The 23,954-nt window shown below is 61.5% G+C and carries 19 protein-coding genes; 8 read left to right on the top strand and 11 right to left on the bottom strand.

Going from position 1 to position 23,954, the window contains the following annotated elements:
• Window positions 1-16 precede the first annotated feature (16 nt).
• On the bottom strand, window positions 17-922 hold the full coding sequence (locus ON44_RS00855) for a DUF8832 domain-containing protein (RefSeq protein WP_040685803.1): 906 nt from the start codon (window positions 920-922) through the stop codon (window positions 17-19).
• Window positions 923-1,078: 156 nt separating this feature from the next.
• Window positions 1,079-1,834 (bottom strand): carboxymuconolactone decarboxylase family protein, encoded by a 756-nt coding sequence (locus ON44_RS00860; RefSeq protein ID WP_040685879.1) that lies wholly within the window; start codon window positions 1,832-1,834, stop codon window positions 1,079-1,081.
• 119 nt (window positions 1,835-1,953) lie between these two features.
• On the opposite strand from ON44_RS00860, the gene ON44_RS00865 reads away from it, so the two are divergent.
• Window positions 1,954-2,511, top strand: a complete 558-nt coding sequence (locus ON44_RS00865) for a TetR/AcrR family transcriptional regulator (RefSeq protein ID WP_040685804.1) — start codon at window positions 1,954-1,956, stop codon at window positions 2,509-2,511.
• Between the two features lie 219 nt (window positions 2,512-2,730).
• On the opposite strand, the gene ON44_RS00870 is transcribed toward ON44_RS00865, so the two are convergent.
• The 3 genes from ON44_RS00870 to ON44_RS53890 all read right to left on the bottom strand — a co-directional run bounded on the left by ON44_RS00870 (window position 2,731) and on the right by ON44_RS53890 (window position 6,257).
• The gene (locus ON44_RS00870; RefSeq protein WP_083897575.1) at window positions 2,731-3,441 is read right to left on the bottom strand and encodes a sterol desaturase family protein; all 711 of its coding nucleotides are present in this window, start codon (window positions 3,439-3,441) and stop codon (window positions 2,731-2,733) included.
• A gap of 113 nt (window positions 3,442-3,554) precedes the next feature.
• On the bottom strand, window positions 3,555-4,292 hold the full coding sequence (locus ON44_RS00875) for a FadR/GntR family transcriptional regulator (protein WP_040685805.1): 738 nt from the start codon (window positions 4,290-4,292) through the stop codon (window positions 3,555-3,557).
• Window positions 4,293-4,469: 177 nt separating this feature from the next.
• On the bottom strand, window positions 4,470-6,257 hold the full coding sequence (locus tag ON44_RS53890; protein WP_373283113.1) for an nSTAND1 domain-containing NTPase: 1,788 nt from the start codon (window positions 6,255-6,257) through the stop codon (window positions 4,470-4,472).
• A 755-nt stretch (window positions 6,258-7,012) separates the two neighbouring features.
• On the opposite strand from ON44_RS53890, the gene ON44_RS49815 reads away from it, so the two are divergent.
• From ON44_RS49815 to ON44_RS00910, 6 genes are all read left to right on the top strand, one after another.
• The gene (locus ON44_RS49815) at window positions 7,013-7,162 is read left to right on the top strand and encodes a hypothetical protein (protein ID WP_157187011.1); all 150 of its coding nucleotides are present in this window, start codon (window positions 7,013-7,015) and stop codon (window positions 7,160-7,162) included.
• Window positions 7,163-7,273: 111 nt separating this feature from the next.
• Entirely contained in the window at window positions 7,274-9,022 is a 1,749-nt protein-coding gene (locus ON44_RS00885) for an MbnB/TglH/ChrH family RiPP precursor modification enzyme (protein WP_157187012.1), read from the top strand.
• Window positions 9,023-9,063: 41 nt separating this feature from the next.
• Window positions 9,064-11,037 carry a glycosyltransferase gene (locus tag ON44_RS46400; protein WP_169338022.1) on the top strand — a complete coding sequence of 658 codons (1,974 nt, stop codon included), beginning with the start codon at window positions 9,064-9,066 and terminating at the stop codon, window positions 11,035-11,037.
• 131 nt (window positions 11,038-11,168) lie between these two features.
• Window positions 11,169-12,461: an MFS transporter gene (locus tag ON44_RS00895; RefSeq protein WP_157187013.1), complete on the top strand. Its 1,293-nt coding sequence runs from the start codon at window positions 11,169-11,171 to the stop codon at window positions 12,459-12,461.
• Window positions 12,462-12,503: 42 nt separating this feature from the next.
• Window positions 12,504-14,240 (top strand): asparagine synthase (glutamine-hydrolyzing), encoded by a 1,737-nt coding sequence (gene asnB, locus ON44_RS47930; RefSeq protein ID WP_157187014.1) that lies wholly within the window; start codon window positions 12,504-12,506, stop codon window positions 14,238-14,240.
• Complete coding sequence (locus ON44_RS00910) at window positions 14,237-14,941, top strand: glutaminyl-peptide cyclotransferase (RefSeq protein ID WP_040685811.1); 705 nt, start codon at window positions 14,237-14,239, stop codon at window positions 14,939-14,941. Before asnB ends, ON44_RS00910 begins: the two co-directional genes overlap by 4 nt.
• 20 nt (window positions 14,942-14,961) lie before the next feature.
• Here ON44_RS00910 and ON44_RS00915 read toward each other — a convergent pair whose 3' ends face one another.
• The 6 genes from ON44_RS00915 to ON44_RS00940 form a co-directional block, all read right to left on the bottom strand.
• Entirely contained in the window at window positions 14,962-15,624 is a 663-nt protein-coding gene (locus tag ON44_RS00915; protein WP_245566957.1) for a hypothetical protein, read from the bottom strand.
• A complete protein-coding gene (locus tag ON44_RS00920; RefSeq protein WP_040685812.1) occupies window positions 15,621-17,300 on the bottom strand; it encodes an ABC transporter family substrate-binding protein in 1,680 nt (559 codons plus the stop codon). The genes ON44_RS00915 and ON44_RS00920 overlap by 4 nt, the downstream gene beginning before the upstream one ends.
• A gap of 32 nt (window positions 17,301-17,332) precedes the next feature.
• Window positions 17,333-19,018, bottom strand: coding sequence for an ABC transporter family substrate-binding protein (locus ON44_RS00925; RefSeq protein ID WP_040685883.1), 1,686 nt, complete (start codon window positions 19,016-19,018; stop codon window positions 17,333-17,335).
• A gap of 130 nt (window positions 19,019-19,148) precedes the next feature.
• A complete protein-coding gene (locus ON44_RS00930; RefSeq protein ID WP_040685813.1) occupies window positions 19,149-21,008 on the bottom strand; it encodes an ABC transporter ATP-binding protein in 1,860 nt (619 codons plus the stop codon).
• Window positions 21,005-21,925, bottom strand: coding sequence for an ABC transporter permease (locus tag ON44_RS00935; RefSeq protein WP_040685814.1), 921 nt, complete (start codon window positions 21,923-21,925; stop codon window positions 21,005-21,007). Before ON44_RS00935 ends, ON44_RS00930 begins: the two co-directional genes overlap by 4 nt.
• Window positions 21,925-22,899 carry an ABC transporter permease gene (locus ON44_RS00940; RefSeq protein WP_040685815.1) on the bottom strand — a complete coding sequence of 325 codons (975 nt, stop codon included), beginning with the start codon at window positions 22,897-22,899 and terminating at the stop codon, window positions 21,925-21,927. Before ON44_RS00940 ends, ON44_RS00935 begins: the two co-directional genes overlap by 1 nt.
• Before the next feature lie 159 nt (window positions 22,900-23,058).
• On the opposite strand from ON44_RS00940, the gene ON44_RS00945 reads away from it, so the two are divergent.
• Window positions 23,059-23,940 (top strand): hypothetical protein, encoded by an 882-nt coding sequence (locus ON44_RS00945; protein WP_040685816.1) that lies wholly within the window; start codon window positions 23,059-23,061, stop codon window positions 23,938-23,940.
• Window positions 23,941-23,954: the final 14 nt, after the last annotated feature.

A 23,954-nucleotide genomic window follows, 5' to 3' on the forward strand; every position in this document is an offset into this window, starting at 1 on the left:
CGACTCAGGGTAGTGATCAGTGGCCGTGTCCGGCAGGTTCCGCTGCCGGGATGGGCGCGGAGCCGGCGACCGAGAGGGTGAATTCGGCGGTGCGAACCACGCCTTCGTGCTGGAAATCCAGGAAGAGTCGGTAGTCGCCCGTGCTCGGCGCGTCGACGTAGAAGGTAATGCCTGGTCCGGCCGGGGTCACACCGTCGCCGGGGCTGCCCTCCGGATGGACGTGCAGGTAGGCGAGGTCGGCGGCGCGCAATGCCACCAGGTGACCATAGGCCCCCAGGTAGGGCTGCAGATCGGTGACCGGTTTGCCATTGCGGCTGACCGTGAGCACGACCTTCGAGGCCTGGCCCGGCGTGACCGTGCCGTTCAGCGCGACGGTGTACGCACCGACCTGCGCGGTAGCCGACGGCGCGGGCAGCGCCTGGGCGTCGTAGTTGCCCGCGACCCGCAGATCGGCACCGAGCGTCAGATTCTTACCGCCATCGGGTGTGAAGTCGGCGAAGACCCGGTAGTCACCGGCGCGGGTGAGATCCAGCGGGACGCTCCAGGCTCCGGCTTGGTCGAGTACCGGATGCACGTGCTGAAAGGCGGCCATATCGCGGCGGACCACGATGAGGTGCAGATCCTTGTCGTGGCTGCGGACATAGCTGGTGACGGGTGTGCCGTCGCGGTTCAGGATGCGAAACCGCAGCGGAACATTCGCCGCTGCGGTGGTCTGCGGGGTATCCAAGCGCAGGGTGTAGCCGTTTTCGCTGGCCATGAGTCCAGCGGGCAGTTCGTCGGACTCGCCCATGTCCTCGTGTCCCTTGGAGTCGTGCGCGGACTCGGTGGGTTCCGGCCCGAGCGCGGCACCGAGGGCCAGTGCGATCCCGAAGACCGCCGCGAGACCGAGGGTGAAGCCGGTGAACTTGTTTGCTGCGTTCATCAGGAGGCTCCGTTCGGATTCATTCGGCGGACCGTCCCGTCGAACTCGGATCTACCATACCCCCCTAGGGTACATTGTCAACATGGTACGGGGTGAGGGTATGCAGACGAGAGCCCGGCTCGGTACTGGACCGGGCCGGGCTCTCGGCTGCGATGCTCAGGCTTCGGGGCGGTAAGTGACCAGCGCCACCGCGGGCGCCGAAACCACCTGTACCTCTGCCGCCCCTGCGATCTTGACGTGCAGGAATCCACCCTCGATCGATACCTCGACATCATCGATCGTCCGAACCGGCTGTCCATCCCGGTCGAGCAGTGAATACCCATCGACCAGGGCGACTTCGGTGGCCTTACGCCATTTCGCGTTCATCGTGTTGCCTTTCGTGGGTTCGGCGGGAGGGAAGTCCAGCTCCGGCTGTGCGACGTGATTGAAGTAGTTCGACAGGACATTCAGCGCGATATGACCGACCACCTCGCTCAACTCGGCATCGCTCACGCCACGCTCGCGGGCCGAGTCGATGAAGTGATCGTCGACCCGGCCGCGCGAGCGCAGCACCTCGCGCGCGACCTGCAGTACCGCATCCGCGTGCGGATCATCGGCGCGCGCCGCACGGGTGGCCGCGATGGCCTCCTCGGTGAAACCCATCCGCCCCGCTCGCATGCTGTGCGCGGCAACGCAGTAGTCGCAACCGTTTTCGCTCGCGACCAGCAGGGCCAGTTGTTCGCGGATGCGGGCCGAGAGCTTGCCGCGGGTGAGTGCGTCGCGCATGTTCAGGTATCCGCGCAGTGTCGCGGGGCTGTTCGCCATGGCGGCGTAGAGATTCGGAACCCGGCCCAGTTGGCGCTGCACCTCGGTGAGCAGGTCGGCCTGCTCGGCGTCGGCGGTTTCGGTCGATACAAGCGGTAGCCGAGACATCGTGACTCCAAACTCGAACGGGATGGTACTGATCGGTACCGGATTGAAACGGTACTGATCGGTGCCGAATGCGTCAAGTCGGATGGTACCGATCGGTGCCGTCCTGGTAGGGTGATGCCATGGCAACACAGGCCAAACAGCGACTACTCACCACGGCCGAGGAGCTTTTCTACGCCGAGGGCATCAGGGCGGTCGGCGTCGATCGCCTGCTGCAGGAGTCCGGCGTCGGCCGTGCCTCCTTCTATCGCCACTTCGCGAGCAAGGACGACCTGGTCGTCGCCGTACTCGAGGACCGGGATCGGCGCTGGCTGGCGTGGTTACGGGAGTCCGTCGAAGCGAAGGCGAGCGACCCGGTGGACCGTCCGCTCGCGGTCTTCGACGCACTCTCGGAACGCTTCGCCCGCAACGACTTCCGCGGCTGCGCCTTCATCAATACCATGGTCGAAGTGGCCGATCCGAGCTCGGCCGCCCATCAGGCCGCCGATCGGCACAAGCGACGTGTCATCGACTACCTCGCCGAATTATTTACCGCCGCAGGCCGTTCCGACGCTCCCGAACTGGCGGCCGAGTTCGCTCTCCTCGTCGATGGCGCAATCGTCACGTCTGTTCGCGAGGCGACCCCGGCCGCCGCCGACCGCGCCCGAGCCATCGCCCAACGTCTGCTCGCCGCGAGCTGAGACTGTCGGCGGATAGCGATCCGCCTGGCTGCGTATCGACGCCGATTCAATTGGCGTGCACCATGATCTGCCCGCCGGCATTGACGGTCGCGCCGACCACCGCACGATCTCCCGGGGCCGGCGTGCCTGGGCGACGTCGACCACCTCGGCCGTGGCCCGGACGGCCACTAGGTGCGCGGCGGCGAAGGCTGGAAGCGCCGCGCTGGTGGTGCCCGGGCTTCAGGCCGAGTGCAGGTGCCGGGCTGTCGGGGAGGTTTCCGTGGTCGCCGGATCGGGATAGGTGCCGAGCAGACGGTCGGCGGTGCCGGAGGTGGTCACGGTGAACCAGTAGTGCTCGTTCTTGTAGTGGTGGTGGCGATGATTGCGCCAAACCGCCCGGTAGAGGGAGCCTTTCGGCTTGTAGTCGGTGTGGATCAGGTAGTGGGTCCACTCGTAGCCGAGGCCGAGGGCGGTGATCATCAGCAGGAAGGTCAGGCCGAGGCCGAGGCGGGGAAAGGCCAGGGTCGCGATCGCGATCAGAACGACCACCAGTACCGAAAGCGTCTTGGTCGGGATGAAGATCAGCGGGATATTGCGCGGATCCACGTGGTGCTCACGGTGTTTGCGCGCCAGTTCGCTATCGATCGGGATCGGGCCGAGTTGCCTCGGCCGCCAATGCAATACCGTGACGTGCACGATCCATTCGAAGACCGGAAAGACCGCGAGCATGACCGCGGGCACCAGCGCATCGGTCGACTGCCAGTCGCCCACGACGATTCGGGCGACCAGCGCCGCCACCAGGGTGGTGCCGATCAGCCATGGTGAGGGGTGCCGGATGAATTCGCGGAAGGCGGCGGCGAGGGTGAGGCCGCGGCGCAGGGGCCGTCCGTCCTGACGCGCGTGCTCGCCCGCCGTAGCCGAATCCTTGCTGGATGATCGGGGTTTCGTCATGTTCTTTTCCTTGGTGGAGCCAGTCGGTGCCATCCTTTCGGTGGCGCACCGAGCGATATTCCGGACCGCTGCGATGATCCGGGGATTGCCGACGCCGGATCGCGGATCCGCCGTCAGCGTTCGAGGTTTTCGGTACCCTCCAATACTTCGATCAGGGCCGTAGTCGCCGGCTCGAGCAACGCGCGAGCGATGCTCGCGGCTTGTTCCGGCGCACCGGCCTCGATGGCGGCGGCCAGGCTCCGATAGGCCTCGACATTGCCCACCTCGGCGGACATGATCGGCGCCAGCGCCGCCAGCGCGGGTTCGTAGGCGGCGCGCAACATGTTGAACATCAGTCGGAAGACGATGGAATCGGCCGCGTCGACGACGTGATCCCAGAACTTCATCGCATGCCGCTGCTGTGCGATCGGATCCTGTTCGGCGGCAAGCGCTTCGACGGTGTGATCCAAGGCGGCGCGTACGGTGGCGGACTCGGGTCCGCCGAACCGGATCGCCGCGAGTTCGGCCACCTTGGGTCCGTTGTGCAGCCGCGCCTCCAGAATGCTGCGCGCGACCTTCGGTTCCAGCTCCCCGGCCTGGATCAGCAGCCGGGGCAGCACCTCGAGCCCAGCCCCGCGCCGATAGTCCAGCACGGTGGTCGCGTCGCCCTGCCGCACCGCCACCAGTCCGGCAGCCGCCAGCCGCTGCAGTGCCTCGCGTACCGCGGGCCGGGACACACCTAGTGCCTCCGCCAACTGCCGCTCACTCGGCAGGGTCGCCCCGGGTGCCAACTCCCCGCTGAGTACATCCGCCGCGATCTGCTCGAACACATCGCCCGACACCGACCGCTTGACCACAGGTTGCAACGCCATACCGCCACTCTGCGCCAAAAAGGTCAGGAGGTCAAGTGGTCAGACCAGTGCAACAAGATGCGACATCGCGGCGCTCCGATGTCCACGGCTATCGGGTACGGGAGCGGGTGGTTCGAGGCCGCGCCGAAGCCGAGATTCCGTCAGCGTCTCTCGGCAGCGGTCGGCACTGCAGAGGGTTCAGGGAGTCGCGGCGCTTGCGGTCCGCTCGCGCTTTTCGGATTGGATCGACTCGTGCAGAAATTCGGTGACCACATCGTCGTTCGTATCGATGTGCTTCATCGCAGTTGCCAGTCGGCGACCACGATAGAGAAGCGAGGAGTGCCGGTCGGCTGTATTCCATTCAGACGCGTCAACGGCGGTTCGGCGTTGCACGAGGAGCACCGGCCGATGGATGTAGAGCCAATCTGCCAGCGGTTCCCAAGTCAGAATGAGGTCGTGGCTCAGATATGTTTCATCCCAGTCCATCGTGACGATCCGTCCATCGATCAGCGCATCGAGCACCGCTTGGGCTCCAGGCTCGCGGCCGACGAGGCGGCGCAGTTCGTCTCCGGAGAGCCTTCGGCGCGCGTCATCGGCGTCGCTGCGGACCGATACCAGACCCAGCAGGATTCGCCGCGCGGTCGAACGCTGGGACTGTGATAGGCAATTCCATACATCGTGTGCTGCAGCGTGGACGGCTCCTTCGACACCTCCGATTCTGCGGTAGCTGCCGACCGTGAATCGAGCGTTCTCTCGTTGCGGCCACATCATTTTCATGGTTTGCGACAGAACCGCCAATTCGCCCGGCTCATGGCCGAGCCTGCCGGTGTCGCTGCGGATGCCCTCGATCGCCGCGAGCAACACCTCTTCGAGGCCGGTTTCGACACCGATGCCGCACTGGTGAGCCAGGCCGGATGCGGCCGCCCTCAGCTCATCGGATTTCATCGTCTCCAGCAGGTATCCGCGATGTTTGATCGTGTCGATCAGGATCGGATGATCGGTGCAGTTCGAAATACAGTTTGTGCGAAGCGAAATCAACACGACGGCGATATCCGCGAGACACCGCACCGAGGCCAGAACCGTTTCGCGGGTATCTCGGTCGATCGGCGCTGCGAAGAACCGCTCGAATTGGTCGATGATCACCAAATATTCTTTGGCGTCGCGATGTTCGAGCGGCTCGCGAGCACGGACGGTCGCAGCATCACGTAGAGCTCGTGTCGTGGCCAGGACCTCCGCGAGGTCGTTCACCGGATCAGTGCCGAGTGTCACCATTTGGACTGTCTCGGTCCGGGGCTCGCTCCGCTGCAAGGCCGGAATCAATCCCGCCGCAAGCAGAGACGTCTTCCCTACGCCGGAAGCGCCGCTCACCGCGATAATCCGGTCGGTACCGCGTGCGTCCCGGGCTCGGGCCACATGCTCCACAAGTGCCTCGATCGCGACGTTCCTGCCGGCAAGGCCCGGTGCCTCTCGGCTCGAATAGGGAGCGTTACCAGGAAATGGGCAGTCGCTGGCGACAGGTGTTCGGCCGGATTGGGGGGCATGCGCCTGCCGCCACAACTCTCGCCACAAACGGATGTCGACGAGATCCGCTCGCACGAAGTGCCCCTGGTGTCGGACACCCTCTATGAGGACGAGCAGGACCGGATGCATCGCCTCGAATCGGGAGGGCACATTTCGGCCCGCTTTCCAGTCGCTGATCCGTTGGGCGGACACTGATACCGATCGCTCTGCGCGCTTGGTGGGCTGTGCTCGTTTGCGCGCCGCCGATGCGAGTACCCGCAGCGGGGGGCTGCCGCCGGCGAGATAGAGGGCATTGAACCGCAGCGCAAACTCCCGGCGTGGTGACGGGTGGTGGCCAGGTCCTGACGGGGTACCCGAATCGGTCGTATCCATTTCAACCCCCAACAGACTTCCGGTACGAGCAGTCGACCGTTCTCCGTCCGGCCCCCTGCATTGCCAACTACCCCATTGGACGCAGTAGATCATGTATAGGTTCCACTGGGTAGCAACGTTTTCGATGAATCGAGGGCGACCTGCTGGGTCATCGGTTCTACGCTCTCATCTGCAAACATCTGGTTGCCCTGCAGCGGCTGCGCACCGAGCGGCGGACCGACCGTGGTACTCGGTTCTGTCCGGACCGGACACTAATTTCTCGGCGGTGAGCTGTGGTTTCCACCGCGCGCTGACATCAACCGGTTGTGTTTGCTCGGTTAGACTGCCTATCGTTCTTCTCAACGTGGTTCTTTGGTCCGATCAGGGCCGAATCCGGCGGAATAATCCAGAGACGATGTGCTCGGCTGATCACGTCGACACCTGCACGGGGGACGATAAGCATATGGCTTACCACTGGTATTAAAGACAAACTTGTGGGGATATCCCATGCGCCAGGGTACTGCTGAGGATGAATGCTCTGCCTCAGGAACATAGTTCTACCTGTGACTGCAATGGTGAATGCACCCACTGTGCGGGTGTCCGCATCAGATCCTGGGGCAGGAGCGCAAATAATTTGTAGCAAGATCCGAAATATCTGCAGATCGCAAGGCTGAATATTGCCGATTACCAGGGGTTCTCTAGAAGGCGGTTCTCGTATAGTCGGAGTCCGAGTGGATTCCTTTTGACGGACGAAAGGGGGCATCGGTAACAAGTTGTCTGGGGTCGGTCGCCGAAGTGTGATACGGGGATGCGCCTGAATCAAACGCTACCGGCTCTGCTAGTGATAATCTCGACATAGGAGAAAATGCATGTCCATCGATACGGCTGTACTACAGAAATCCACGGAGGGATCCGCGGAGCCGATCGTGTTCGAACTTCTGGCCGATGCTGCCGATTTCATTGAGCTGGCTTACCAGCCGGTGTGCTCAGTAGTGTGTTCCGACCCGACCTCGGGCTAATGCTCTGACCCGGCCTACTACTTAATAGCCGCTGCAATGTGGCGGTGCTTGGCGTAGCCCAAGGTCTGGCCCAGCACCGCCCGTTGTTGCCCTGGATATTGGCGGATTTAGGTGAGCACTACGAATGGCTTCTCCAAGCAACGGCTGCCCAGATTGGGTGCTGGTTTGGGTTATCGCACAGCGATTCACGACAACATCATGCAATCGTTGGACTACATTGATTGGCTGGAAATCATTGCCGACCAGTTCATGCCGCTCAATAACGCCACCCGATTGAGACTAGCTGAGTTCCGCCGCGGTAGTCCGTGTGTGTCGCACAGCCTGGAATTATCCCTGGCTTCGATCGCGCCGGTGCCGGCGGACTACGGGCAATCGGTCCTGGACATCGCGGAGTTCCTTGCGGCTCCCTGGTTTTCCGATCATTTGGCATTCAATCGACTCGGGCTGATAAATACCGGTTCTTTCCTACCACCATTCCGCGACCTTTCATCCGTACATCGGGTCGCGAATCGGGTCCGCAGCTTGCAAGCCAGTGCGGGGCGACCTTTTCTCATCGAGAATGTTGCTGGTGCTATCGATCCAGGCGGCGATTTGGATGAGGTCGATTTTCTGAATGAGGTCGCCGCGCAGGCTGACTGTGGCATTTTGCTCGATATCGCCAATCTGATCGGTCGTTGCATGAGCTTGGGATGGAATGTCCTCGATTACCTCGACCGCCTCGATCTGGACCGCGTGACCCAAATCCATGTTGCCGGTGGGAAATGGCAGGAGGGGCATCTCCGCGACACCCACGATCAGCCCGTCTCTGACGATGTGTGGTCACTGCTGGCTCATGTCGCTGCGCGTACAACTATCAACGCGGTGCTAATTGAGCGCGACGCGAACTTTCCGACCGACTTCGGAGTACTACTCGCGGAACTGAGCCGCGCCAGGAATATCCTGGCCGATCCACAGGGTTTCGTGCAACCGTTCACGGGTGTACCAGCCATCACCACTCCCCATGTCGATGTTGCCTCCCAGCAACAGCTTGAAAGCACAGTCGAGCGCGTTGTCCTGGCAGCGGGTGGCGACTTGGACGAGCGGCGTCCTCCGAGCACATACCTCGCCGATGGACAGTGGCGCGAATTGCGCAGGTTCGGTGCCGAGGTCCTGCAAAAACGCAGGCAACTCGTGGATATGGCCTTTCCCGCCACCCTGATACTGCTTGGCCCGAGAAGCGATCAAGCAGCGTTGATCAAAGAGTTCGCTATGCAACATCCGCGGGTGCGTGCCTTCGATGAGGATGTCGGATTCAAGATCGCCGAGATCAGTCGCTTTTCGAGTTTCGCCGCGGTCATGGCCGAAGCGCGACAGCTGTCGCCGGCAGCGAGGGTGGTGATCTCCTTCGAGGCCGCATTGGCTGCGGCCACCTTGGTCGAGCTGCCGGGACCCGCTTCCGTCGACTGTCCGACCGATACCTGCGTTGTTACCGACGGCCACTTCCACCTTTGTGCAGCCGCGACCATCGCGCTGGCCCGTTCGGTGCATCTCGTAAGCGCCGAATTCAACGTAGCGGCGGTCCGTGCTGCCGTGATTGCGCGTCAGGCGGCTTCGCCGGAAGACCTCGATCGACTGTGCGTCGAGCGTGCCGAGCCGATCGAACTGCTGGTGGCACCGTCAAGCGAGGGAAAGCCTCGGATGTTCCGTTTGGGTAGACAGGAGGCGACCCTTCTTCAGTCGATCCCGGGAACCGTTCACGTCGACCATGGTGCTCGAGCCGCAATGCCGAAAGATGATTTCGGGCGAAGTCTACTCGCTGCGGCATTTCGTGCTCGCACGATAGCTATCACTCATTCGATGAATTGTGACGGTCAGGAATGAAAATTGTAGCGGTGGTCAAATATCCGCCTATACAAGGCGGTGTGAGTGCACAGAGTTATTGGCTGTGTCGACGGCTGGCCGAACAGGGAAATCAGGTTACCGTCGTCACCAACGCGGCAGAGGTCGAGCCTGAATATCGGATGTGGCTCGGCCCCGACGATCTGCGCGACCTTCAGGGTAGCTATCAAACGGGAGGCTCGGTGCGGGTCCTGTGGACCGAGTATTGGGATGAATGGCGCTGGCACCACATCCCGTCGAGCAATCCGATGCTCTCCAAGCTGGCATCACTGGCGATCGACGCTGTCCGCGCGCAGCAGGCCGACCTGATCCTGTCGTACTACCTCGAACCGTACGGCCAGGCCGCCGCAATCGCGGCACAGGCAACCGGCGTTCGCTGGTTGACCAAACATGCTGGGAGTGACCGTTACCGCCTGCTGAACAACCCCGAACTCGGTACCTACTACAAGCACGTCCTGCGGGCGGCGGACGGAGTGATCACCACTGGCGATCCTCTGCTCGGGCTGGCTGTCGAGGCCGACAAGCTGATCGACGGCCCGGCCGAACAGTACATTCCTCCGCAGTTCTCCAATGGTGCGAAGCCGCTGGACCTCAACGTGGAGATACAGAGATTCGGCGCCTACGGTAATGCGGCTGTCACCAACAACGCGCCTCTCTCCGCCGACAAGGCAATTATCGGAGCCTACGGGAAAGTTGGCCGAACGAAGGGCACGTTCGACCTGTTGGAAGCCTTCGCTCGGTCGCCTGAACTGCGTTCTCGAGCACAGTTGGTCCTGATGTGTGGTGGCCCGCTCATGTCGAAGGTGCGCGAGTTCATCGCCCGCGAAGGCCTCGATTCGGAGGTCTGGACTATACCGTTCATGCCCCATTGGCGCGTACCTGAGTTCATTCGCGCATGCAAGCTGATATGCTTTCTCGAGCGACAGTTCGCGATCCCCCAGCACGGTCCGAATATTCTCCATGAGATATCTGCATGCGGCGGGCAGGGTCTGGTCTCGGGTGAAATAGCTGCCAAGAATTCAACCGAGGTCGCGGAGAACCCGAATATTCACGTAATTCCGGATCCAACCGACATTGCCTTGCTGGCCAAGACTATTCTCCAGTTGGTCGGCAATGAAGTGCTGCCGACTGTCGACATGGATCGAGTTACGCCCGAAAGGATCGTCACAGCGGACCGGCGTTTGTCGGAACTAGCCACACAGATAGCGGCGTTCGCGAAGAAACCTATCGGCGAGAATTACCGCTCGTCCGTGACAAGCATTGAATCGCCGAGTGCGGTCGGAAACTATGTAGATGAATTATTGAAGCGCTATGCGCCGACAATCGACAGCGTTGCTGGGAATGATATACGACGGCAGATTGCCGACCATGCCTGGCCGCTAGACGCATACTTCTTGACACACGTCGTTGGCGCAGTCGATCAGGTGGTGGCGGCCAGGACCGGTCATGCGGATTACGACATCCTGGTCTCGGAATCCGATCTGCTGTGGATGTCATGTGATATCGAGTCCGTACAGGGTGCTGCCCGATTCAGTCTGCCAATCGGTGCTTTGCCGGATAATATTGCCGCGCCGTCGACATGGTCAGCGCCGGACGGTCGATACAAGCGCTGCTGGCTCACTACGAACTCGATTCGCTATCGGCGTTACTCCGCAAACACCGTTCGACACATCCTCGACAAGCGGAAAGCATCTGAGGCGGCGCGTGGAAAGTCGGCGGCGACGAATCTCGATGGGCTGGAATCAGGGCAGCGAACACATTCCGTGCTGGTTGTCAAGCAAGGCAATCTCGAAGGGAACTTCATCGTCGTACACGAGTCTGTTGCGAGTTTCTTGCAGTCATGTGATGGCACTCGCAGTCCGGATGAAATCCTCCGCGGTTTGGCTGACGAATTCTCCGAAGCCGACACCATAGTGTCGGCGGCGATCGAGAATCTTCAGCGATTCAACATCATCAAAAGTATTTGGTATCCCTTAGCGGGGCCGACGGCATGGTAGCTTTGCGGGTCAACTCCGGGGTCTCGAGGTCTGACTGCCATGTCGGATCCTGAACCAGCGTCTCTGCGACACCATCGCGGCACTGACGGTCGGCCGTGCCTGGATATCCGACATCGGCGGGGTGGGTAGGCGTGACAGATCCCACTGTGTCCGACACGAAACGTAACTTCCGTTTGCTCTGGTCCGGTCAGACCGTTAGCCAGCTCGGCAGCATGGTCACGACCGTAGCTCTGCCGGTCGCGGCTGTTTCGTGGTTGCACGGATCGACATTGGATGTCGGCTTCATCGGAATGTTGCAGTTTCTGCCAGCTTTGATACTTACTCTGCCCGTGGGCGCCTGGGTGGATCGCCGAAAGAAACGACCCCTGGTGATCGCAGCAAATATCGGACAAGCATGTGCTATCGGCAGCATACCGATTACTGCGGCGTGGGGATGGTTGTCCATCTACCAGCTCTACCTCGTGGCGCCGGTCATTGGAATGCTGAGTCTTATATCCCAACTCAGCTCCTCGAGCTATATACGTACCCTGGTGCCGAAGGGATCTCTACAGCAGGCGAATTCACGACTGCAGGCCAGCGGATCGGCAGCGCGAGTGGTCGGCCCGGGTATCGGCGGCGTATTGATCAGCGCGTTCGGAGCCCCGTTCGCTCTTGCTGCGGACGCCATCAGTTTCATGATTTCAGCAGGAACGCTCAGCGTCATCCGTGCCGAGGAGCCGCCGGAGTCGCTAGCCCGCCGGGATACGACCTATCTGTCGTCGATCACCGAGGGAATGTCCTTGGTATACCGCGACAGACAACTACGTAGCATCATAATATGCGCGGCCATTGCCAACCTATGTCTGAGCGCGATCGGCACTGTGGAAATTCCGTACTTGCTCAACGAGATGAATGTCGGCTCGTCTGCCGTCGGTGTTATCGTTGCGGTCGGCAGCGTCGGTGGAATCATCGGGGCGGCTACGGCCGGTTGGTTGTCGCGTAAAATAGGTGACGGCTGGTCGATCTGGCTGGGGCTTGCAATCTTGGGTCCATTCGGCGTTTTCTTACCACTGGCTTGGCATGGCACCGGTATTGCCTTTTTTGTCCTGGGTCTGTTTTTCTTGGAATGCGGAATCACCGTTTCGAGTGTGATAGCGATAACCTTCCAGCAGACATATTGTCCGCACGATATGCTGGCGCGCGTCGGCGCATCCTTCCGGGTTCTGCTTATGGGCACAATTCCGTTCGGCGCATTGCTCGGCGGTGTAGCAGGCTCGCAGTTCGGCGACCGCAACGCCCTCTGGATTTTTGCGATGGTCAATTTTATCCCAGGAATATTGTGGTCGCTGAGCGGCGCCAGCCGGCGCCGACACTTGCCCTCCGAGCCTCGGTCGAGCATGGCGGGATCCCACATCGCATCCGGTGAGGTGGCCCATGGTTCGTAAGGTCTCGTCATGCCAGACTTTTAGATAGCAAGGAGAGACACTGTGTGCGGAATTGTAGGCGGTATCGGTGAACTTCGCCCTTTTGCAACTTCAGCGATGTTGTCGAGTATTGCTCATCGTGGTCCGGACGGTACCGGACTGCATATCAAGCCCAACGTTTCTGTAGGCGCTGCACGGCTGGCGATTGTGGACATCGAAGGCGGTGCGCAGCCTATATACTCGTCCGACGGTCGACATTGCATCGTTTTCAATGGCGAGATATACAACCACCAACAGTTGCGCGCGTCATTGCAGAGACGTGGGCGTCACTTCCGGTCGGTCACGGACGGAGAGGTGGTGTTGCAGCAGTTCCTTGAATACGGCCCGCAGGGCCTTCGTGAACTGTCCGGTATGTACGCGTTCTGTATCACAGGACCGGACTGGCTATTTCTGGCACGCGACCCACTAGGAATTAAACCCCTATACATCTATCGCTCTCCTGATGCCCGAACACTGCTATTCTCCTCGGAGATCAAGGCGCTGCTGCAATCCCCGGTCCATCGGCCTTCTGTGGATATGACCGCCATAGCGGATTGGCTATTGGTCGGCCATCCGTGTGGCGACCGGACATTCGTAGAACAAGTTCGGGCAGTGCCGCCCGGAACGGGAATACGAGCGACTATTCATGCCGGTGAACTTCGCTACGAACATATCTCGACTACGGAAAATGTCGTACTCAACGTAGCGGAGGGCCGTGATTCCGTAGCCGAGAAAGTCTTCGAACAGGAACTTGTGTCCGCTGTGCGAACGCATATCGAAGCGGACGTCGAAGTCGGTATCGCCCTGTCCGGTGGAATCGATTCCAGTCTGCTCGCGGCTATGGCACCCCAGCGACTCCGATCCTTTACCGTCGCCGAACGGGAAGACGACGGTGACCTCACCGGAGCTCGTGCCATAGCTCGATCTTTACGTCTCGACCATCACGAACACCTGATAAACACACAGGATTATTTCGACAACATCGTTCGGTCGGTCTTGATCGAGGAACAGCCGGCTGCATTGGGCGGGCTTCCGCTGTATTTCCTATGTTTGACCATGTCGCGTCATGTCAAGTGTGCGGTCATCGGCGAAGGTGCTGACGAACTCTTCGGTGGCTACCGTGAGTATATGGATCCGGCGCTGTATCTCGATGACTCCTCCAGCAGGCTCCGAATGCTCGCCGACGCGGGGCTGAGGCCCAGTGACGACGCGTTGGAGCTCGTCGAAATGAAGGCAGCCGCTGGACCGGACCGCGATCGTAGGGTGCACGCTTTTCATGCGAATCTCGGTAATACATTGGTTCGTCGACATTTAGAAGTGGTCGACAAGTATTCGATGGCGGTTGGTTTGGAACTCCGCGTCCCGTATTTGGACAACGCGGTATACCAGTCGGCAATGGCGGTCCCGGTCGGCGCCAAGGTGGATGTTGAATCGCGAACTCAAAAGGTTCTGCTCCGCGAGTTGCTCCAAAATAGACTCGGCGCATCCGCGGCGTCCGTGCTCAGGCGTCGGAAGCAAGGCTTTCCGGCGAGCGGAGTGCGCCACGCCGCAAGCTTCGCTCGGTACTGTGAATGCATAGTCTCCGATGACTACATCAAAGCTCATCCGTTGGGCGTGGCGCTTCCGACGAAGTACATGCTTGTTATGTACGACCTGTTCGAGGAGCTGATGTTGCGCAACGCCGGATGTCGACCGGTGGGCTTCGACCTGGCCGAGTTCATACGATTGCGCTCCACGAGTCGACAACCCACGGGGGCATGAGCTTGATAATCTACGATCCGGTTGTAATCCAGTCGATTTCGCATAACCCGACTGCTTTTACGCAAGGTTTGGAGATGTTCGACGGTGATCTTCTGGAGAGCAGCGGCGGTCACGGTGATTCGCAGATATACCGGTACCGCGGCACGGGGCCTGCTGTGGTGAACAGAGTTCGTCTCGGCGGAAACCTTTTCGGCGAAGACATCTGTGTTATTGATGACCAGCTGGTCCAGTTGACGTGGCGAGATTCAGTGGCCCTGCGATGGAGCCTGCCGGATCTCAATTTGATCGAAAAAGTACCATATGACCGCGAAGGTTGGGGCATGTGTACAGACGGCAACTACTGTTACACATCGGATGGTACTGCTGAGATAGCCGTCCGCGATCGGCGGTCCCTTCGTCCGGTGCGCTCGATCTCGGCGCATATACCGAGCGGAGAACTGATCAGCGGCCTCAACGCGTTATCCTATGGCGGCGGCGTTCTGTGGGCGAATAAGGTGCAGTCCTGTAGCTTATTCGAGATCGATCCGCAAACCGGGGTTGTCATCGGCATGGTCAATCTGTGGGACCTATTCATGAATGCGCCCGATAATAGCGGCTACGGGGCGAATGGATTGATCGTGGATCTGTCCGGGGGCGAACGGACCCTATGGGTGACGGGAAAGCTACACCCCAGACTCATAAAACTAGTGCTCGAGGGTTGAAGGCTCTCGCACAATGGCGGTCAGCTGGGGTCGGAGCCGCTGATAGCGGCGAACCATATGGTCGATGCTGCGGCGATGCATACCGCGCCGGTGAAGGCACCGAGACCACCACCGGCGACGTAAACCCAAAACAGGCCGACGAAGGGAGCGGCGACAGTTGCTTGTGCATCGAGGAGGAGGCGGCGGACTATCCGGGTAGCGGTGGTGGTCAGTGCGGTGGCATCGGGGTCGGGACGGGTGGGGTTGTCCAGGAGACGCCCGGGGGGCTCGGTATCGCGGAGGCGGCCCGAGGGGTAGACGCGATGACCTGCGATCCGGACGGATCGGTCGGTGAAGTCGGCTTGCCCGGCGGTAATGGTCATCAGCACGGGTTCGAAATAGACGGGAAGCCAGCGCGGTTCGGCGGTATCGTGAATTTCGAGCCAGGATCGACTGACCAGACGATGCTGTTGCCGCACCCGTGAGATATCAACGGTGCGTGGGGTTTCCATAGATCCGATCCGAAAAATCCACAGCGCGACCGCCAGTCGATATGCCGTGTAACCAATGATCCCCAACGCCACGACTGCCAGCGCCGCCACTTGGTCCGGATCGGCGAACGGCGCCCAGGCGAGGGAAGTCGCCAGGGCGCCGATCGTCACGCAGATCGGATAGGCCAGTGGGTGGCCTGTTCCGAAACTCACTTCAAGAAGCCGATTTTCGTGTAGTCGAGGGAAGCGAGGCCAGCCGCGCCGTAGTTGGCGAGATTGTCCCGAACTGCCACATTTCCGGGGGATTGCATCAGCGGCAGCGAGTGGCCTTCTTCGAAGACCTTGCGGTCGATCTGATTGGCCAGCTCCGTCGCCTTTGCCGGATCGAGTTCCGATACCGCCTGCTCGATCAGAGCATTGATCTCCGGCGAACCGATCCGGCCGTAGTTGCCCTGCAGATCGGCGGGGTTGTACCCGTAGATCTGGTTGAGGCTGCCGAGCGGGAACGGATCACCGACCCAGATCCACTGCGCCACATCGAAATCACCGGGCTGGATCACCTCGGTGAAGTAGCCCTTGCCCGGCTTGGTCACGATGTTGAGCTTGACCCCGATCTGTGCCAGGTTCTGCTGGATGATCTGGGCGATCTGCACCCAGGTGTCGTCGTTGTACATGATGTCGCGGATTTCCAGCTTGCGGCCATCCTTTTCGCGGACATCCCCGTTGAGCTTCCAGCCGAGGTCATCGAGTTCCTTTGCCGCGGCGGCGGCATCGAAGCCAAGGCTGTTGTCCTGGTATCCGGCCTGCCCCTGGATATAGACATGGTTGTTCAACGGCTTCGGGTTCTCGACCAGTCCGTTCTGCATCGCGGTGACGATCCCCTGGCGGTCGATGGCTTTCGAGATGGCGACGCGCAGTTTCGGATCCGCAAGAATCGAGCCCGGCGCACCATTGAAGGTGAAATGGCTCCAGCTGTTACCGGGCGCGCGCCGGATCGCCACACCGGGGGTGCTCTTCGCGGTTTTCAGTTCGTCGCGGGTGCCGATGCCGATCGCATCGATCTCATTGTTCTGCAGCGCGGGCAGCTGAGCTTTGGAATCCAGAACGCTGTAGGTGATGGTGTCGAGCTTCGGAGTGGCGCCCCACCATTTGGGGTTGCGGCCGAGCACAATCCGGCCTTGTGCCCTATCTGTGGACTGCACCAGGAACGGACCGGCAGTCAGCGTGATGGCATCGACCAGACTCTTGTTGAATGCTTCCGGTGTGCCCGTGACCGACTTGGGGAACAGGAACGAGTTGCCCGCGAACTGGCCCCGCCACTCGGCGAAATGCTGCTTGAAGGTAATGACCGCCTGTCGATCGTCGACGCCGCGCTCGACCTTCTCCACGCGATCGAAGCCACTGTTGTTCGCGATAAGGAAAGCTTTGTCGTTTCCGCTGAGCGCGTTGGCCTGCGATTGAATGTCTTCCCAGGTCATCGGAGTGCCATCGGACCAGACCGCCTGAGGATTGAACGTGTAGGTGACCTGCTGCGGGCTGGTGTTGGTGAGCTGGATATCGGTGAAATAGTCGGTATTGATCGTCAGCTGACCGGCGGCATCGGTTCTGAAAGAACGCGGCATCATCGGCCGCTCCAGGGAAGCGATCTCGAAGTCGTTTCCATCGTTGGACAGCGTGTTCCAGTTCGCTGGGAACGCGGAGATCGCCAGCCGCAGATTGCCGCCGTCACGCAGGTCGGCGACATCGCGGGGGTTGATGTCGTTGGTCGTGCCGAGCGCGGCGGCGGAGCCCTCGGGTGCGCTCTCGTCGTCCGCACCACACCCCGTCGCTATCAATCCGATGGCGAGCAGGGGTACCGCGAGGCGGGTTACCGATGAACGAAGCCGCATGGGTCGCTCCTTCCAGCAGACGTGCTGCGTAGTTACTTCAGGAAGCCGATCTTGGTGTAGTCGTAGGAGGCCAGGCCGGGAGCACCATAATTGGCGAGATCGGCACGCACGCCAACATTGCCGGTGGACTGTACGAGGGGAACAGAGAAGCCGATCTCGAACAGCTTGCGGTCCACATCGTTGGCGAGGTCGTTCGCCTTGTTCGGATCGAGTTCGGCGAGGGTCCGCTCGATCAGATCGTTGATCTCGGGCGTGCCGATCCGGCCGTAGTTGCCCTGTAGTTCGGTCGGGTTGTAGCCGTACACCTGTGGGATGCTGCTGAGGGGGAAGGCATCGCCTTGCCAGATCCAGTGCGCCACGTCGAAGTCGCCAGGCTTGATCACATTGGTGAAATAGCCAGGGCCCGGCTTGGTATCGATGACCAACTTTACGCCGATCCGGGCCAAGTTCTGCTGGATGATCTGCGCGATCTGCACCCACTGCTGGGCGTTGTACATAACATCGCGGATTTCCAGCTTGCGACCATCCTTCTCCCGCACATCGCCGTTCAGCTTCCAGCCGAGCGCGTCGAGTTCCTTGGCTGCGGACTCTGGATCGTAGGGCAGGCTGTTGTCGCGGTAGCCGACCTGACCGTCGACGAAGATATGGTTGTTCAACGGTCTCGGCGCCGCCACCAGGCCATTCTGTACCGCGTTCGCGATGCCCTGGCGATCGATCGCCTTCGAAATGGCCACGCGTACCGCGGGATCGGCCACGATCGAGCCCGGCGATCCGTTGAAGCTCAGGTGCGACCAACTATTGCCCGCCGCGCGTCGGATAGCGATGCCGACAGTGCTGCGTGCGGTCCTCATGTCATCGATAGAGGAGATTCCTACCGCATCGATCTCGTTGTTCTGCAACGCGGGGATCAATGCTTCGCTGGCCAGCACCGAGAACGTGATGGTGTCCAGCTTGGGCTTGTCGCCCCACCACAACTGGTTGCGGCTCAGTACGATTCGGCCTTGGGCCCGATCCACCGATTGCACCAGAAAGGGTCCCGCGGTCAGCGTGATGTCGTTGAGCAGACTCTTGTTGAATGCCTCCGGTGATTCGGTGACCGACTTCGGGAATAGAAAACTGTTGCCCGCGAATTGGCCACGCCATTCGGCGTAGTGCTGCTTGAAGGTGATGACGGCCTGCCGTTCGTTGGTGCCGCGCTCGACCTTCTCGACCCGGTCGAAGCCATTGGTCAGCTTGATCAGGTAGCTCTTGTCCGCACCGCTGAGCGCTGCCGCCTGGGATCTGAGGTCCTCCCAGGTGATCGGGCTGCCGTCGGACCAGACCGCCTTGGGATTGATCGTGTATGTGACCTGCTGTGGGTTCGTGTTGGTGAGCTCGACGTCCGTGAAATAGTCAGTGTTGACCGAGAATTCGCCGGAGGCGCTGGTACGGAATGCCCGCGGCATCATCGGCCGCTCGAGCGCACCGACCTCGCCCGAGGCGTCGGTGTGCAGGGCATTCCAGTTCTCCGGCAGGGCAGTCAGCGCGAGCCGCAGGTTGCCGCCGTCACGTAGCGCGTCGACGTCATGCGGATTGATATCGCTCGTTGTGCCGAGTTCGGCCACCGATCCTTCGGGCGCGCTCTCATCCGCGCTGGAACATCCGGCGAAAACCAGCCCAAATGCGAATAGCGGCACAGCGAATCGAGTGCGCAGCGGCGTGTTCCGCGCGTTCGACATCGTCATTTCACGAATCCGATCGTGGGTGGCGGGCGCGATGTCCCGCAGATCGGTGACCTTCGAGATCGTTACGTGCAGTGCGGGATCAGCCCACCGCATTCCGCTCGATCGGATCCGCATCGCGCTCTCCCTACTGGCTGACGACCGGAACCGGGACCGCGTCGATCAGCGCGCGGGTGTACGCGTGCCGTGGATCCGCGAAAATCTGCTCGGCGGGACCGGATTCGACGATCTTGCCGCGATACATCACCGCGATGTGGTGGGCCAGGTTGCGCACCACGGACAGGTCGTGTGAGACGAACAGGTAGGACAGTCCACGTTCGGTTTGCAGGTTGCGCAACAGGTTCAGCACGCCCGCCTGGATCGAGACATCCAATGACGACACCGGTTCGTCCAGTACCAGCATCTCCGGGTCGAGCGCCAGTGCGCGAGCGATGCTGATGCGCTGCTTCTGCCCACCGGAGAAGTCCGCGGGGTATCGGTCGGCGTGCTCGGGGCGCAGCCCGACCTGTTCCAGCAGGTCCGGTACTCGACGTGCGATTTCGGTGCGCGATCGCCCGTCGATGCGCATCGGTTCGGCCAGCGCGTCGAAGATCGGCAGGCGCGGATCCAGCGACGCGGTCGGGTCCTGGAACACGATCTGCATCTTCCTGCGGATCGCGCGCTTCTGGGTCTTGGTGAGGGTCGCGACGTCGCTGCCCATGATTTCGATGGTTCCCGATTCCGGTCGGACCAGGTCGAGAATCTGGGTGAGTGTGGTGGATTTGCCGGACCCGGACTCGCCGACCAGTGCTAACGTGCGGCCCGACCGCACCTCGAAACTGATGCCGTCGACGGCCCGCACCTCGCCCTTGTTGCGTCGGAACACGACGCCGGAGGTAATAGGGAAAGTCTTCACCAGGTCGGAAACGCGAAGCACCACACCGGTATCGACGGCTGCCTCTGCCTCTGCCTGTGGTTCGGCGACCTCACTGCGGTACGCCTGGAAGAGGTCGGCGGTGCCGACCTCGGCGGTGCGAATGCAGGCGGCGGCGTGCCCAGGATTCGTCTTCTCCAACGGTGGTTCGGCCGCACGGCAGTCGTCGATCGCGATGGGGCATCGTGGCGCGAACGAGCAGCCCTTCGGCAGTGCGTGCATTGCGGGCGGCGCGCCGACTATCGGAATGAGCGGCGAGCGGGCCGGGCCGTCCATCCGCGGGATCGAACCGAGCAGTCCGACCGTATAGGGCATCCGTGGCGCGCTGAAAAGTTCATCGGCTGGTGCGGTTTCGACGATCCGTCCGGCGTACATCACAGCGACCCGGTCGGCCAGAGTGGCCGCGATACCCATGTCATGGGTGATCATGATGACGCCTGCGCCGGTGATATCGCGTGCCTTGCGCAGCAGGTTGAGGATTTGCTTCTGCACCGTGACGTCGAGCGCAGTGGTCGGTTCGTCGCAGATGATCAGCGAGGGATCGTTGGCGATCGCCATGGCGATGACGACGCGCTGGCGTTGACCGCCGGAAAACTCGTGCGGGAAGGCCCGCGCGCGCAGTTCTGGATCAGGGATGCCGACGAGTTCCAGCAGTTCCACCGCGCGTCGCTTCGCGTCGGCCTTGTTCGTAGAGCCGTGCGCCAATAGGGCTTCGGTGATCTGCTCGCCGACCCGGTAGACGGGGGTCAGTGCCGAAAGCGGATCCTGGAAGACCATGCTGATGGAACTGCCACGCAGCCGCGACATCTGCCGATCGCCGAGCCCGAGCAGTTCGCGACCGCGCAAGCGGATGGATCCGTTGACCCGTGCCTGATCCGGCAGCAGCCCCATAACCGCGAGCGATGATACGGATTTGCCCGACCCCGATTCGCCGACGATCGCCAGGACTTCACCATCGGAGACGGTGTAGGTCACGCCGCGGACCGCGTCGATGCGGCCCTCTTCGCTGGGGAAGGAGACCCGCAGATCGGTGACCTCGAGCAATGGCGCGGTCGAATTCTTCTCCGGGATCATGCCTGCGCCTTCTTCTTCGACCTGGCCCGCGCGGCGCTGGGATCGAAGGCGTCGCGCAGGCCGTCACCGACCAGATTCGCGCACAACACCGTCATGATCAGCAGGCCACCGGCGAACAGGAACAGCCACGGGTAGGTCAGTGCCGATTTGGTGCCGTCTGCGATGAGCGAGCCGAGCGAGACGTCCGGTTTCTGGACTCCGAAACCGAGGTAGCTCAGGCCGGTTTCGGCCATGATCGACGCGCCGATATTGAGAGTTGTGTCGATGATCAGGATCGATGCGATGTTGGGCAGCACGTGGCTGAGGATGACGGTCCTGGTCGGCGCCCCCATATACCGTGCCGCCCGGACGAATTCACGTTCGCGCAGGCTCATCGTGAGCCCACGCACGATCCGTGCACTTATCATCCAGCCGAAAAGGCTGAGCAGGACGATGAGTAACAGGATCGAGCCACTGCCCTTGGTCCGCGGGGCAAAGATGGCCACGATGATGAAGCTGGGCACCACGAGCAGTAGATCGACCAGCCACATGATGGCCCGGTCGGTCCAGCCGCCGAGCAGTCCGCACACCGCCCCGGCCAGCGCGGCGATGACAGTACTGAAGATCGCAACACAGAACCCGATGATGAGAGACTTTTGCAGTCCGCGCATGGTCTGCGCGAGCACATCCTGACCGATCTGGTTGGTACCGAACGGGTGTTTGCCACTTGGTGGTTTGAGTAGCGAGGTGTAGTCGAGCTGCTGGTAGTCGTAGGGCAGCAACGACGGTAACGCGAAGGCGGCGATAAACATCGCGACGAGGATGATTGTGCCTACAACCGCTGGCTTGTTGCGCAGGAAGCGTCGCCAGACCAACTTGCGCCTGCCCGCAGCGGCGACCGAGGGCGCGCCCTGAACGATGATCTCGGCTTCGGTCATCAAACACGCACCCTGGGATCGAGAATCGCGTACACGACATCGGAGAGCAGGCCGGACAACAGCACTACCAATCCGGCGAATGCGGTGATCGTGACGACGGGATAAAGGTCCTGGGCGTTGATCGAGTCGACCAGCCATTCGCCCATGCCGTGCCAACCGAAGATCTTCTCGGTAAAGGTCGCACCGGTGATCAGTCCACCGAAGCTATACGCGAACAGCGTCGCCATGGGGATCAACGCGGTGCGCAGACCGTGCTTGTACAGCGCCTTACTGCGGGTGAGGCCCTTGGCGCGGGCGGTGCGGATGAAATCGTTCTGCAACACATCGAGCATGGCATTGCGCTGGTAGCGGCTGTAGCCCGCCATACCGCCCAGCGCGAGTGCCAGCGTCGGCAGCACCATGTGCTGGAGCCGATCTATGAACTGAGCGCCGAAACCGGCGACCGCGTTGGCCGAGGTCTCCCCGGTATAGAGGAATATCTGCTGCCCAGTTATCGAATTGACTTCCAGCGCACCGTATTTCAGCAATGTCGCGAGCAGGAACACGGGGGTGCTCAGGATGAGTAGCGAAATTATGGTGGTGAAGTAGTCGCTGAATCTGTATTGCCGGATCGCGCCGGCGGCTCCGATCAGGACACCGAGGACCGTGCCGATCACCGAGCCGACGATCAGCAACCGCAGGCTCACCGCGATCCGACGGCCGAGCTCGTCGCTGACCGGCTGACCGGCGAGCGTGTTACCGAAGTCGCCGTGCGCCACGCCTTTCACCCAGGCGATGTAGCGCTGCGGGATCGGATCGTTGAGATGCAGCTCCTCGGCCTTCGCGTCGATCACTGATTGCGGTGGGCGCGGATTGCGTTGTTCGAGACTGTCCAGTGGTCGAAACGTCAGCGACGCCAGACTGAACGTCAGGAACGAAGCCAGCAGCAACAGCACGACATAATTGAGCGCGCGTCGTAGCAGGAAGCCGGTCATCAGTCCTCTGGTCCTACGGCTGGTCGGGCCAGCATCGAGTATTAGCCCCTGATCATAAGGACGTGCGTGCGAGCGTGCGTGACACGCGTGAGATCGGCATGTCCTTTATTCTGTCGAGACGGTGCGTCCAGGCTTTTCCCGGCGCTCTAAGGGGGACTCATGAGTTATCCGCAATATGAGCCTTATCCATCGGCTCCGGCACCAGCACCTGGTGGCGGCACCGCGATCACGGCCGGTGTGCTGGCGAGTATCGGCAGTGCGGGCCAATTGCTCGGCGGTGGTTTCAATATCGTGCTCGGGCTCACCGACCTGGCCCGTGATCTGTCGGAATACGACTCGACCGGCCTGTTCGCGCAGAGCTGGATCAAGACCTACCTGCTGGTGACCGGTTCGATCGCGGTGGTCACGGCGTTCCTACTCGGGGTCGGTGCGGTCATGATGTTCACCAGGCGGCCGCTCGGTCGGGTGCTCGTCGTTGCCGGATGCGCGGTGGTGGTGATCGCGGGGATCACGGAGTACGCGGTAACCCTGCACTACACCACCTCGGGCGGGAGCGCGGCTGAGATCGGCGGCGGCATCGGTGGTCTGTTCGGGCTGATCTTCCCGATCGCGACCGCGGTGCTCGCCCTCGTGCCCCCGACAACGCGCTGGCTCAACTACAACCCGGTAGCCGCGCCGTCGGTGGCCATGTATCCGTACGGACCTGCTGTGCCAACCGCTGGGTATCCGTCTGGTGCTGCTGTGCCTCCGGCTGGGTATCCGTCTGGTGCTGCTGTGCCTCCGGCCGGGTATCCGTCCGGTCCTGCTGTACCACCGGCCGGGTATCCACCGTATCCGCCGTCGCCTTATCCGCAATACGGTCCGTCAGCCGATGTTCCCCCGTATCCGCAAGCAGGTGCCGATCAGGCAGGCGCGCAGCCGCAATGGGGAGCGAATCCGCAGGCAGCACCGGATTCTGCACCACCAGATCTGGCTGAACGGCAGTCCGACCCGACGATGAAGGCCGAGGACTCCCCGTGGCGGCGACCGCCATCGCAGTGATAGCCGCGACCGCG

Origin of the sequence: Nocardia vinacea NBRC 16497, from assembly GCF_000308835.1 — a bacterium.
GTDB lineage: Bacteria > Actinomycetota > Actinomycetes > Mycobacteriales > Mycobacteriaceae > Nocardia > Nocardia vinacea.